The sequence below is a fragment of the Comamonas squillarum genome (assembly GCF_025309455.1).
Classification (GTDB): Bacteria; Pseudomonadota; Gammaproteobacteria; order Burkholderiales; family Burkholderiaceae_C; genus Comamonas; species Comamonas squillarum.
This window is the reverse complement of sequence record NZ_CP104377.1, coordinates 1,651,185-1,663,997: the sequence shown is the minus strand read 5'-3', so window position 1 is coordinate 1,663,997 and position 12,813 is coordinate 1,651,185. Positions and strand designations below refer to the sequence as shown.

Sequence of the window (12,813 nt, the reverse complement as noted above, 5' to 3'; positions counted from 1 at the left end):
GTATTGGCCTATGCGGCCGCCGCCCCAAACCGCACCACCGTGCGCCCACTCGTCGCCCCCTCCAGCTGCCGCGCCGCATGCCCCAGCAGGTCGTCCAGCCCGATAAAGTGCACATCGGATTGCAGCGCGGCAAAGTCCGGCTTCCAGTCGCCCGCCAGCTTGTCCCACAGCCTGCGCCGCTGCGGCCAAGGGGCGTTGGCGACGATGCCGAACATCTGGGCGCGGCGCATGATAAAGGGCAGTACGCTGCCGTCAAAGCTGTTGCCCGAGGCATTGCCCACACTGGCCAGCAGGCCGCCATCGGCCAGAGACCGCAGCATCCATGACAGCACCGCGCCGCCCACGTTGTCGATGCCGGCAGCGAACTGCGGCTTTTCGATGGGGCGCTTGGAATCCACCACCTGGCTGATGTCGATCACTTGGCTGGCGCCCAGCGCGCGCAGTGCCGTTTCGTTGGCAAGGTTGCGGGTCAGCGCGGCGGTGCGGTAACCGGCCCGGTGCAGCATATGGATGGCCAGCCGGCCCACGGCGCCGCCGGCGCCGGAGATGGCGACCAGGCCGCTGTCAGGCTGGAGGCCCAGCTCCTCAAAGCGCTCCAGCGCCATCGCCGCAGTAAAGCCGGGCACGCCGAGGATGGCGACCTGCTCAGCGCTCAGGCCTGCGGGCAGGGCTTGCAGGTGCTCGGCGGGGGCCTGCACCAGCTCCGCAAAACCACCATCGACATCCATGCCGCGCCCGAAACCATGGCTGAGCACCATGTCCCCGGGCCGGAACTGCTCGCTGCGCGATTCAAGCACTTCACCCACCACCTCGATCCCTGCCACCCGGGGAAACTGCGTGATGATCCTGGCGGCCCCATGCAGCGACAAACAGTCCTTGTAGTTGACGCCCGCATAGTGGGCCTGGACCAGCACTTCGCCGGGCGCAAGTTCGCCGCGCTGCAGGGTCTCTATCTGGGAGTGGATGGCTTGGTCCGCGCTGCGCGTGACCATGGCCTGGTAGCGGTTCATGCAGTTCTCCTGAAGAGTCGCTAACACAACCCTTGATACGTCGTTGCCGAACCTTGTCGTACTACTGTACTGCCTACGGCTCGACGCCTAGTCTCAATCGCAAACCTTCGGTTTGCGGGGTCGTGTTAGCGACTCTAATGAGGTATACGGTCAGACCACGCCTTGCGCGCGCAGCTGTGCCAGTTCATCGGCCGAGATGCCGAAGGCGGCATAGACCTCGGCGTTGTGCTCGCCCAGTGCCGGGCCGCTTCGGGGCACCGGCATGTCGCGGCCGATGATGCGCGGAACAATGCAGGGCGCAGGCAGGCTGCCATGGTCGGCATCGGCCAGGCGGATGATGGCCTCGCGCGCCTGAAAATGCGGGTCCGCCTCGATATCGGCGATGTCATAGACCTTGCTGAACGGAATCTCGCAGGCCTCCAGCTTCTGGCTGATCTGCACAAAGCCATGCTCGGCAAACCAGCCGCTGACGATGGCATCGAGCGCATGCACATGGGCCACGCGCTGGGGCAGGCTGCCAAAGCGCGGGTCGTCTGCCAGCTGGGGCTTGTCCATGGCCTTGCACAGCCGCAGCCAGACGGCCTGCGATGACGCCACCATCGAGAAGAACACGCCATCGGCACTGCGGTACATGTTGGACGGCGCCGTGTAGGTGGCCAGATTGCCTTCGCCGCGCCGGGCCAGGCCCAGCTGTTCATGCTCGACGGGCAGCGGGTCCAGAATGCGGAACAGCGCCTCGGTGGCTGACAGGTCCACCTCCACGCCCAGCGCCTCGGGGTCGGCACGCAGGCGGGCCATTTCTGCAGCGATCGAGAACGCGCAAAAGATGCCGGCGACCGAATCGCCGATCGGGTAGTTGCTGTGCATCGGCGCGCCGCCTGCAGGGGCGGTCAGGTTGGTGAAGCCGCTCATCGCCTCAAACACCCGCGCAAAGCCGGCGCGGGCGCTGTAGGGCCCCGTCTGGCCAAAGCCGGTCAGGCGCACCACGATAAGGCGCGGATTGGCGCGGTGCAGGGTGGCAATATCCAGGCCCCAGCGGTCCAGGCTGCCGGTGCGAAAGTTCTCCACCAGCACATCGAACTGCGCCAGCATGGCCAGCAGCAGCTCGCGCCCCTGCGGCTTGCGCACATCCAGCGTGATGCCGCGCTTGCCCCGGTTCGCCACCTTCCACCACAGCGGCGATCCATCCTTGATGGGCTGCATGTGGCGCAGCGCATCGTTGCCATCGGGCAGCTCCAGCTTGACGACATCGGCGCCATGGTCGGCGCACATGGTCGCGCCACTGGGCGCAGCCAGCACCGTGGCCATGTCCAGAATGCGTACGCCGGCCAGCGAGCCCGGGTTGGTCTTGGTCTTGTGGTGGGTCATGAAAACTCTTCGTGCAGTAAGCGCAATAGCCGCTTTGTCCCACAGCGGATGGGCAGCTGCAATAGCATGTTTCGCTTAGCGAAACACTCGGCTCAAACGATTGACCTGGAAAGGCCGCCGCCCAATCATGACCACACGAACCACCGCCAAACCTGCCGTGCACACCATCCCTCTGCCCGGGCTTGTCAGCCCCCATGACCTCACGCAAGACCGCCAGTTCTCGATGAACCTGGCGCGCGGTCTGGAGGTGCTGCGCGCGTTCACGCCGGCCAGCCCGGTGCTGGGCAACCGGGAGATTGCCGACCGCACCGGCCTGCCCAAGCCCACCGTCTCACGGCTGACCTATACGCTCACCTTGCTGGGCTATCTGAGCCGAGATGGCCAGCTGCAAAAGTACCGGCTGGGCCCGGGCGTGCTGTCGCTGGGCCACCCGCTGCTGGCCAGCATGGCCGTGCGCCAGGCGGCCAAGCCGCTGATGGAGTCGCTGGCGCGCAGCACTGGCTGCACCGTCAACATGGGGGTGCGCGACCGCGACCAGGTGGTCTATATCGACTCGGTGCGGGCCGATTCCACCAACCAGCACCTGCCCGATATCGGCTCCACCCGCCCGCTGCTGTCCAGCGCCATCGGCCGGGCGCTGATCCTGGCCTGCCCGGCGGCCGAGCAGCGCGCCATCCTCAATTACCTCCGGGTCAAGGACCGTACCGAGTACGAGGCCCAACTGCCCCACTGGCAGGCCGATGTAGTGCGCTTCCAAGAAGAGGGCTACTGCCACTCCAAGGGCGACTGGCGCAAGGAGATCCATGCGATTGCCGTGCCGGTGCGCACCCACCTGGGCGGCTTGCCCGTCGCGCTGAACTGCACCTTGTCCACCCACCGGGCATCCAGGAACCAGCTCAGCCGCGAGGTGGCACCGTTGCTGAAAGATGCCGTTTTTCAACTGGAGCTGGCGCTGGGCATGCGCTAGCCAAGCCCTGCCGCCGGCGCCAGGCCACCACCCCCAAGAAAGAAGCGTGATGATCCGAGACCCCCAGACGTTTGAAGCCATGCTGGCCGAGCTGCGTGTTTTTTTGCGCAACGAATGCCAGCCGATCGAGGTGCAGGTCGATGCGCAGGACCTGATCCCCGAGCCGGTGGTGCAGCGCATGCGCGAGCTGGGCCTGTTTGGCCACAGCATCCCCGAGGCCTATGGCGGCGCGGGCCTGACGACCGAGGAGCTGGCGCTGGTCAATATCGAGGTCTCGCAGGTAGCGACCGCTTTCCGGGCGCGCTTTGGCGGCAACACCGGCATTGCGTCGGAGTCGCTGGTGGTCGATGGCACCGAAGCGCAGAAACGCCAATACCTGCCGCTGCTGGCCAGCGGCGAAGTGACCGGCTGCTTTGCGCTGACCGAGCCCGAAGCTGGCTCGGACGCCACCGCGCTGCGGACCACCGCTGTGCGCGATGGTGCGCATTTTGTGATCAGCGGGCGCAAGTGCTTTATCACCAATGCGCCGATTGCCAACCTGTTCACCGTGTTTGCCCGGTCCGAGCCCGGCAGCAAGGGCGCCAACGGCATCAGCGCCTTTCTGATCGAACGCGGCACGCCCGGGCTGTCCACACCACCTGCGATGCGCAAGATGGGCCAGCATGGCTCGCCCGTCGGTGAGGTGGTGCTGGACCAGGTGCGCGTGCATGAAAGCGCCATCGTTGGTGGTCTGGAGGGCAAGGGCTTTCGCACAGCGATGCGCGCCCTCAACAAGCAGCGCATCAACCTGGCCGGTCTCTGCGTGGGCCCCGCCATCCGCCTGGTGCAGGAGATGGCCCTGCAAGCGCAGCGCCGCCATCAGTTTGGCCAGCCGATCAGCGAGTTCCAGTTGGTGCAGCAGCTGATTGCCGAAAGCAATACCGAGGTACATGCCGCCCGCGCACTGGTGCTGGAGACCGCCCGCAAGCGCGACGATGGCCAGGACGTGACCATGGAAGCCTCCATGTGCAAGCTCTTTGCCTCCGAGACCTGCGGCCGTGTGGCCGACCGGGCCGTGCAGATCTTTGGCGGCAGCGGCTATGTGGCCGGCAATGTGGCCGAGCGCTTCTACCGCGATGTGCGCCTGTTCCGGCTCTATGAAGGCACGAGCCAGGTCCACATCACCAACATCGCCAAACGCACGATGGCAGCGCTGACCCCATAGCAAACCGCCACCAACGCGCGCCGAGACAAGAACAAGCGCAGACAGACCACAGCGGAATCCACCCTTCTCAGGAGACACAGCCATGCAGACCATCCCATCCCTCGCCCCTGCGGCGCGCGCCTTGCTGGCGTGCAGTCTGGCCGTCACTGCGGTTGCGCAGGCGCAGCCCCAGGCGGAAGGCTATCCAACGAAACCGGTCAAGGTCATCGTGCCGTTCTCGGCGGGTGGGGTGGTCGATTCGGTCGCGCGCATCATCAGCGACAAGCTCTCCAGCCAGTATGGCAAGCCCTTTATCGTCGAGAACAAGACGGGCGCGGGGGGCTCCATCGGCACCGACTATGTCGCCAAATCGGCGCCTGATGGCTACACCCTGCTGGCGGTCAGCCCCAGCCATGCGGTGGCGCCCGCGCTGCAAAAGAGCATCAGCTGGAGCCCCGTGCGCGACTTCAAGGCGATTGCCGGCTTTGGCTATGTGCCCAATATCATCGTCGTGCACCCCAGCCTGCCGGCCAAGACCATGGCCGAGTTCGTCACGCTGGCCAAAAAGAGCGAGCCTCCACTGACCTATGCCACTGCCGGCCTGGGCACCTCCAACCATCTGTCGGGCGAGCTGCTGGCGCAAGAGGCCCATATCTCGCTCGCGCATGTGCCCTACAAAGGCCAGTCCGAGGCCTTGAACGACCTGCTCTCCGGCCGCGTCAACATGATGCCGCTGACCTCGGCGCTCGCAATCCCCCATGTCAAAAGCGGCAAGCTGCGCGCGCTGGCTGTTACCACCGCCAAGCGCTCCAGCGCATCGCCCGATCTGCCGACCGTGGCCGAGGCGGCGCAGCTGCCCCACTACAACGTGGGCACCTGGTTTGGCTTGGTGGCGCCAGCCAAGACGCCGGCTCCTGTGCTGCACAAGCTGTCGGCCGATATTGCGCAGATCCTCGCGCAGCCCGATGTCAAGACCAAGCTCGAATCGCTGGGCATGGAGCTGGCGCTGCAGAACGCTGAGCAGTTCGATAGCTTTATCGCGCAGGAGAGCGAGAAATGGGGCCAGGTCATCAAGCAGGCCGGCATTGAGCCCAACTGAACATGCCGCAGTTTCAAACACCTCTTTGCCAGCGCCTGGGCATCCAGCATCCCATCTTTGGCTTCTCGCATGAGCCCGATGTCGTGGTCGCCATTGCCCAGGCCGGCGGCTTTCCCGTGCTGGGGCTGGCACGCGATGCGCCGCAGGATATTCCGGCGATCGTGCGTGATGTGGAGCAGCGCCTGGCAGGTCTGCCCTATGGCATTGACCTGATGCTTCCCGCGCATGTGCCAGAGCAGGCTGATCCGCAAAGCCTGCAGGCGGCGCTGCCACCCGCGCATGTGGCGTTTGTCGCCGGGCTGCGCGAGCGCTTTGCGATCCAGCCGCCCAGCCAGCCGAACTTTTTTACCGCCCATGCGCGCTCCGAAGCCCTGTTTCAGGCGCAGATCGATGCGGTGCTGAACTCCCAGGCATGCGCGGTGGCAACGGCCATCGGCCTGCGCGCCGAGCTGATTGCCGAGGCCAAGCGCAGAGGCAAGCTCACGTTCTCGCTGATCGGCTCGCTGCGCCACGCGCGCAAGGCGCTGGACATGGGGGTGGATGTGCTCGTCGCCCAGGGCTACGACGCGGGCGGCCACACCGGCACCGTGGGCACGATGTCGCTGCTGCCGCAGGTAGTGGAGCTGGCACAGAACACGCCGGTGCTGGCCGCTGGCGGCATCGCCACCGGCGCGCAGGTGCTGGGCAGCATCTGCAGCGGCGCGCAGGGCGCCTGGCTGGGCACCTTGTGGATGGCCGCGCAAGAGAACCACACGCCCGCTGCGTTGCTGGACCGGCTGATCGCCAGCAGCAGCGAAGACACCGTCATCTCGCGCGCCCACAGCGGCAAGCCTTGCCGCGTGGTGCGCAGTGCCTGGATCGATGCCTGGGATGAGGCCGATGCCCCCGCGCCGCTGGGCATGCCCCAGCAGCAGGCGCTGACCGGTGATGTGTTCGCCTCCATCCACGAGCACAACAATGCCCAGCTGATCTACGAAGCAGCCGGGCAGAGTGTGTTTGGCATCAAGGCGCGCACGACGGTTGCCGCGCAGATGACCCTGCTGGTGGCCGAGATGAACCAGGCCTGGGGGCGGGTGAGTGGGTTTGTGAAGTAGCTAAGCAAAAATGCATAAAGCTTCTCAGTGCGTTTGCGTATGAGTAGCTGGACAATTGAGCTGCTGGGCTAGGCATAGGCCTCACCCTTGGCTTGTCGATATATCTTAGATTTATCACTGCATCGCGTTGATCGCTTCTGAAAGGTCGGCATTCGCTTGGGTGAGTAACTTTGCCGCAGTCTCCACACGAGGAAGAAGCATGCTGTGTTGACGCTGTGCATCAGATATTAGCCCTCGAAGCACATCAGGGCCTTTTCGCAGAAGCATCTCGGCGGGCGCGCGCTCCGCATTTTGTTTCTGTTGTACCTTGGCGATCTCACTTGCTGGTGGCCGCATATGTGCCAGGAATACGAAAGAGCGCTCGTGCGAGGCTCGCCAGTCCAACAGTGCCTGCGTGAGCGCGCCTCCAAAGCCTTTTACTTGTCGCACATCGGCTTCCACAACCTCTGCCGCAGTTTCGATACCAAAGGATTGGAGTGCTGCCTTTCGAGCGGGTCCGAGTCCACGGATCTGCACATCATCAATGTAGAACTGCTCTAAATGCTTTCTGAGATGGTACTCGCGCGCCATGCCATCGAGCTTACGCATTTCATCCGCTGCACGAGCTGGCATTTGGCGCAAAAACTTTACGGCCTGGTTGAGGTGGTCTTTTCGCTTTTGGAATTCTGCGGCCACTGCGCCCACTCCAGAGTGCAAGGCAGCAACCGCTGCTTTGTACTCTGCCTCTGCAATTCGAACTGCTTCGCGTCTCTTGACGACCTCTGGACGCCCGTCATACCCTCGGGCAACTGAGCGAAGCAGTATTCCTGCCACCAGCGCTGCAAATATCAACCACGGCTTTCCGGCTACAAAAGATGCGAGAAATAGCGCTGCCACGCCTAAGCCTAAGGGCAACATATGATTCCCCTCCCCATGCTTTCGCGCTGGGGCAGCCGAGGCGGTATACGTCGTGTGGTTGGGAAGTGTGCCGAAGTTGCCGGTCAGCTTCAAAGTGTCAATGAGTGACCAGACTTTTTCGAAATCAAAGAGCGGTAGATTTGCTGTTCCTACATGGATGTCTGGGTCTGGAAATGGATCGTTAGCCATCACACACCATGGACATGTTGTCAGGTGGTCCGGATAGGCATGGGTCTTGGTTTTGCTACATCTAAGAAGCGATTTGCGGATCTCATCGAGTGCATTCACCCACTGACGCGCTGTGGGGCGTTGGCCGCTGGCTCCTTGCTCAGTGAATGCGGCATGCATCAAGGCTTCTGCTGATGGAGGCAATAGGTCTATAGGGTAGCTGCGCGGAGGAACACCGATGCCTCGTCGTTGGGCATCGCGTGCATATGCGTAGCGCATAGCCTGGATGTCACTCTCCAATGCATCTCCAGCACCTTTGGCGAGAGGAACGCCAGCATAAGGATGTCTGCCCCCGAAGAGGAGATGAAAGATCAGTAGCGCCAGTCCAAAATTGTCATGATTTTGTGTGCGTGGAACTGTCTTGAAGCTTGTCGTGCCTTGAAGTTCAGGAGGTGTGAAATAGGCCACCCCGACTTCGCACATGTGCATGGTGCCGTTGGCGCTCACCTGAAAGGAATCTGTATCGATCAGGACGACCGTACTGTCCTTTGCAGCCATGAAGCTGCTTTGGTTCACATCCCCTAGTACATGTCCCTGACGGTGTACAACATCCACACAGCTCGCGACGTTTCGAGCTACGAAGAGCAAGAAATCCCACCCGTATCGAGGATAGTCTTTCTTTCTATGGGCAGGACCGTACACCATGTGCAGTTCAGCTCTACTAGACATTTTCGGCATCACGAAGCCGACTACAGGACCTCCCGCAGTTTCGTGTAACGTCGTCTGTGGCCAGGCCGTAAACTGCTCCAGCTCTTGGTTACTGCTGCGGGCCATAAAAGACAGCTTGGCCTGCTTTTTCAGATCTAGTGGCTTGTGATAGAGCTTTGCAGCCTGTTTAGGCAAGTCCGGCAGTTCAAAGACTGAGCCTTCTCCGCCTTTGCCCAGTTCGCGCCCGAGTCGAAGTTGCCGACCGGTGCTGTCGACCAGCGTACGGTTCATGCTGCGTGATTGCCTTCAGCTGGCGAGTCAGACGATGAATTCGACTGCGCTGAGCAAGGAAGCTCCTTGTCTAGGCCGTCATCAACATGGCCTTTTGAACCCGAGGCCCCTTGGCCAGTTTCTATCTCGGAAGGTTCTGGCGGCGTGTCCAATGACGTCACTAGCTTGGTCTCGGGCCATTGCCCTTTCCAGTATGCGAGGGCCAAGGTTTTGTCATCATCAGTGCGCGCATTTACGTGATCGCTTGCGAGGAACTGCTGAAGTAGTGCTGCTAATTGATCCTCATGAGCGAAGCTGGCCTTGGACATGCCCGCGAAAAAGGGTGTGAAGAAGCTTTCTTGCGGCTTGTTAGTCGCCATATTGAGCGCCAAACGCTGGATCCCATCGGTGAAAGCAGCCACTCTTAGCGCACGGTCTGGATAGGCCTTGCTTTGAAGCCGGTTGATGGCATCTTCGTCGGTAACAAAATACGTTTGGTTTGCGTACTCTCCTTGTGCGGGAATCAAAGCGAGTTCCAAGCCTGCGCCGGTGTCCAGCACTATTCCTCCATCGCCAACTTGGAAAGCGATAGTGCCCGTTTTGGTTGACACGATTCCTAGGAAGGTACAAGCGTAGTCACGCACAGGCCTATCTTGCTTTTCAGCTTCGATATGCAATTTGCGACGAACTTCGCGAACGAGGTCGCAGGCGAAGGTATCACCTAGACCGAACTCCTTGCGAGCAAGTTTCTCCGTTACAAACCGAATACCTTCTCCGATAGCGAGATCTGCTCCTTCGCCGCCCATAGATGCGCTACCCGCACCATCTGCCACAAAAAGCCATAACAACGGCTCCGGCTCACGGCTGTGGAGTGTCTCGACTCCACCTCCACATGAATCTTGGCATGGAGCTGCAGTCGCCGTGTGGGATGTTCCAACCTCAGATGCTGAGATAACTAGCCAGCTCACACAGCGCCCCAGCCTGTGGGCGCAATGAGTGCAACTTCTGTTCCTGGCGTCGAGCGCGAAACCGAGCTCATGGAGGCAGAAAGCCAGCTAAATAGCTCGCGGAACTTCAATCCCTGCAATCGCAGTGGCTGGCGTGATGAAATCTGCTCCAGCGTTTGCATATTTGCTCCCTCAACACCGACTGAGAAAAATGCAAATTTTTTGGAAGCCTCTCCTTCTCGAACCGCAGCAGCTGCCGATTGCCACTCATCGGTTGGCCCGCCATCAGTGATAAGGAAGACCCAAGGCCTGTAGTAAGCGATGCCATTGGCACGGTATTCCCGCTTTCGATCTTCCAACAGGTTCAGCGCTGTATTGATTGCTCCGCCCATTGGCGTGTCTCCCTGCGAACGCAGAGCAGGCGGGAAGAAGGATGACGCGTTGGTAAAGGGGACCTCGGTTCTCACTGGGCCAAAGGTCACAATAGCGACATCTACCCGCTTCATGGCAAGTGAGTCAGAGTGCAACTCTTCTCGGAATACTTGAAGTCCAGCGTTCAGCTCGTCAAGTGGGCGACCATTCATGGATCCAGATACATCAAGCAGCAGTACGCACGGGCATCGGGGTTCTGGGTTGTCCGCGAAGTCGTCGCCTTTCGGGGTGAAGTCGTTAAAGGTGATTTGGTCGATCATTGCTATACCGTGAAATTTAAGTTGATTGGGTCTTGAGTTGGCTGCGTAACTGGGAGAAGCTGGCCCAGTAATAAATGGTGAACCAGATCCAGGCGACCGCAAATACGCCGAGACTGACTGCTGAAGATGCGAAGTACGCACTCATCCATCCGAAGTCCTTGTTCAGAAGATGTATTGCGGCATAGATGAACCAAGCGATGAAACCAAGAATCGCGAAGCGAGCTGAGTCACGCAGCTTCACAAAACCAATAGCGGACGACAGACGATTAAGCGGAAGCTCCTGCAAATCTTGACATTCGTCAATCGCGTCACTGAGCTGAGCATTTACGTCATACGCGATTTTGCCCGCTCTTGAGCGGCGGTCGAACTCGCCGGATTTGGTCATCGTCAGCCCTTGGGAAAGATATCCTTGGTGTGTTGCATGCAATGAAGTTGCGCGGGCGCTGATGTGCTGCAATCTCTGCGCCTCATCAGAGGTGAGGGCGTAGTCGTCAATGTGAGTGGTCAGTCTGGGTCCTGTACGGCACCCGAGATACAACAATGCGAATGGAGCCATTGAGAGTACGGCTCCTACAAGCAACCCGACGCCCACCAAAAAACCGTCATCCGTCTTTTTCCGAGCCACCACGTCCCCCAATCTGAGCAAAAAGCCCTATCGAAATACCTTCGATTATGTAGCAAAATGTGCAATGTGTGATGGTTGGTAATTGAGCGGGGGGAGGCGCGGTTGAACTAATTCCCGACCGGCCATTGATTAGTCCGCCTGTGAAAGGGATAGCAATGCGTTGGAGATTTCAAAGGCGGATCAAGCTCTTACCCGGCGTCTGGCTCAATGTGAGCAAGTCGGGAATTAGTACATCGGTAGGGCGAAAAGGCACCACCATCAACTTTCGAGGTGGCAAAGTACGGCTCAATGCTGGTCTTCGGGGAACGGGCTTGTCATGCTCAGGACAGATATTGGATTTGAATGGATCAGTGTCACATCGCCGCACCCGAAAGCTGATTCGGTTGCTGGCCTGGATCTTGTTATCGGGTTTGGGCATCGCGGCTGCACTAGCCGCATTTTTTGTTGTTGCCAATTTGAGATGAGATAAGGGAGGCCAGCAGTGTCAGCCCGAAAGGTCCCATGGGTATCCATCAGCGTAGGCTCTAGGGCGAAGTTCTAATGGGTACTCCTTTAGCAATATGTCGGCAGGCGTCAGCCGTCATTGGGGGCCGGACGCTACCGTATTAACTATTTACTGCTGGATGACGCAACTCACTTATCAAGCAGCAGCCAGCCGCTCCTTTGCCAGCTGGGAGCCCGCCGCCAGTGCCTTGAGCTTGCCCCAGGCCACGTCGCGCGACATGGGTGCCAGGCCGCAGTTGGTGCAGGGGAAGAGGCGGTCCGCGGGCACAAATTCCAGCGCGCGGGCAATGGTGTCGGCTACTTCCTCGGGCGTCTCGATGGTGTCGCTCGCCACATCGATCACCCCCACCATGACATCCTTGCCGGCCAGCAGCTTCATCAGGTCAGGCGGCACATGGGAGTGGATGCACTCCAGGCTCACCTGGTCGATGCTGCTGCGCGCGAGCGCCGGGAACACCGTCTCGTACTGGCGCCATTCGTCGCCCAGCGTGCTCTTCCAGTCGGTATTGGCCTTGATGCCGTAGCCGTAGCAGATGTGCACGGCGGTGGTGCAGCTGAGGCCCTGCGCTGCGCGCTCGAGCGCCTGCACGCCCCAGTCCGCTGCGTCCTTCATGTAGACGTTAAAGGCCGGTTCATCGAACTGGATGATGTCCACGCCATCGGCCTGCAGGGCCAGCGCTTCCTGGTTCAGCAGCTCGGCAAAGGCCATGGCCATCTTTACCTTGTCGCCATAGAAGCGGTCCGCCACGGTGTCCACAATCGTCATCGGGCCGGGCAGGGTGAACTTGAGCTTTTTCTTCGTGTGGGCGCGCGTCAGCTGCGCTTCAAACGCATGCACACGGCCCTTGAGGCGCAGGGCGGCTACCACCTGCGGCACCATCGCGTCGTAGCGGTTGTCGCGGATGCCCATCTTCACCTTGTTGTCGAAGTCGATGCCTTCGACCTGCTCCAGAAAGCCATGCACAAAGTGCTGGCGCGCCTGCTCGCCGTCGCCCACGATGTCCAGACCGGCGTCCTCCTGGGCCTTGATCCACAGCAAGGTCGCATCGGCCTTGGCTTGGCGCAGTGCATCGCCTTCTGCCATCCACTGGGGCCAGAGCTTGTTGGTTTCGGCCAGCCAGGCGGGTTTGGGCAGACTGCCGGCAATGGAGGTTTCAAACATCAGAGATTTCCTTTTTCAAATATGGGGGGGCAGGTTGGCGTGCAAGGCATTGTGCGCACGCCGCTGCACAAGGGGGTTGCGTAGGTGACATGCGCGCAAGCAGCAATGCCAGTCTGGAA

12 protein-coding genes are annotated in these 12,813 nt (G+C 60.9%); 5 read left to right on the top strand and 7 right to left on the bottom strand.

Annotation, left to right across the window (positions count from 1 at the left end; translation table 11 throughout):
* Positions 1-8: 8 nt before the first annotated feature.
* Positions 9-1,010 carry a YhdH/YhfP family quinone oxidoreductase gene (locus tag N4T19_RS07665; protein ID WP_182342412.1) on the bottom strand — a complete coding sequence of 334 codons (1,002 nt, stop codon included), beginning with the start codon at positions 1,008-1,010 and terminating at the stop codon, positions 9-11.
* A 150-nt stretch (positions 1,011-1,160) separates the two neighbouring features.
* Complete coding sequence (locus N4T19_RS07660; protein WP_182342409.1) at positions 1,161-2,378, bottom strand: CaiB/BaiF CoA transferase family protein; 1,218 nt, start codon at positions 2,376-2,378, stop codon at positions 1,161-1,163.
* Between the two features lie 127 nt (positions 2,379-2,505).
* Between N4T19_RS07660 and N4T19_RS07655 the strand changes: the two genes are divergently transcribed.
* The 4 genes from N4T19_RS07655 to N4T19_RS07640 all read left to right on the top strand — a co-directional run bounded on the left by N4T19_RS07655 (position 2,506) and on the right by N4T19_RS07640 (position 6,721).
* Entirely contained in the window at positions 2,506-3,345 is an 840-nt protein-coding gene (locus tag N4T19_RS07655) for an IclR family transcriptional regulator (protein ID WP_232539384.1), read from the top strand.
* Positions 3,346-3,394: 49 nt separating this feature from the next.
* The gene (locus N4T19_RS07650; protein WP_260719801.1) at positions 3,395-4,549 is read left to right on the top strand and encodes an acyl-CoA dehydrogenase family protein; all 1,155 of its coding nucleotides are present in this window, start codon (positions 3,395-3,397) and stop codon (positions 4,547-4,549) included.
* An 82-nt stretch (positions 4,550-4,631) separates the two neighbouring features.
* On the top strand, positions 4,632-5,627 hold the full coding sequence (locus tag N4T19_RS07645) for a tripartite tricarboxylate transporter substrate binding protein (RefSeq protein WP_260719800.1): 996 nt from the start codon (positions 4,632-4,634) through the stop codon (positions 5,625-5,627).
* Positions 5,628-5,629: 2 nt separating this feature from the next.
* Positions 5,630-6,721, top strand: a complete 1,092-nt coding sequence (locus tag N4T19_RS07640) for an NAD(P)H-dependent flavin oxidoreductase (protein WP_260719799.1) — start codon at positions 5,630-5,632, stop codon at positions 6,719-6,721.
* A 114-nt stretch (positions 6,722-6,835) separates the two neighbouring features.
* On the opposite strand, the gene N4T19_RS07635 is transcribed toward N4T19_RS07640, so the two are convergent.
* The 4 genes from N4T19_RS07635 to N4T19_RS07620 are packed head-to-tail and all read right to left on the bottom strand — an operon-like array spanning position 6,836 to position 10,788.
* The gene (locus tag N4T19_RS07635; protein WP_260719798.1) at positions 6,836-8,785 is read right to left on the bottom strand and encodes a helix-hairpin-helix domain-containing protein; all 1,950 of its coding nucleotides are present in this window, start codon (positions 8,783-8,785) and stop codon (positions 6,836-6,838) included.
* Complete coding sequence (locus tag N4T19_RS07630; RefSeq protein WP_260719797.1) at positions 8,782-9,732, bottom strand: PP2C family serine/threonine-protein phosphatase; 951 nt, start codon at positions 9,730-9,732, stop codon at positions 8,782-8,784. The genes N4T19_RS07635 and N4T19_RS07630 overlap by 4 nt, the downstream gene beginning before the upstream one ends.
* Entirely contained in the window at positions 9,729-10,403 is a 675-nt protein-coding gene (locus tag N4T19_RS07625; protein WP_260719796.1) for a vWA domain-containing protein, read from the bottom strand. The genes N4T19_RS07630 and N4T19_RS07625 overlap by 4 nt, the downstream gene beginning before the upstream one ends.
* A 16-nt stretch (positions 10,404-10,419) precedes the next feature.
* Positions 10,420-10,788, bottom strand: coding sequence for a hypothetical protein (locus tag N4T19_RS07620; RefSeq protein ID WP_133858345.1), 369 nt, complete (start codon positions 10,786-10,788; stop codon positions 10,420-10,422).
* Between the two features lie 395 nt (positions 10,789-11,183).
* On the opposite strand from N4T19_RS07620, the gene N4T19_RS07615 reads away from it, so the two are divergent.
* Positions 11,184-11,492: a DUF4236 domain-containing protein gene (locus tag N4T19_RS07615; RefSeq protein WP_260719795.1), complete on the top strand. Its 309-nt coding sequence runs from the start codon at positions 11,184-11,186 to the stop codon at positions 11,490-11,492.
* A gap of 176 nt (positions 11,493-11,668) precedes the next feature.
* Here N4T19_RS07615 and N4T19_RS07610 read toward each other — a convergent pair whose 3' ends face one another.
* Positions 11,669-12,694 carry a methionine synthase gene (locus N4T19_RS07610; protein WP_260719794.1) on the bottom strand — a complete coding sequence of 342 codons (1,026 nt, stop codon included), beginning with the start codon at positions 12,692-12,694 and terminating at the stop codon, positions 11,669-11,671.
* Positions 12,695-12,813 lie beyond the last annotated feature (119 nt).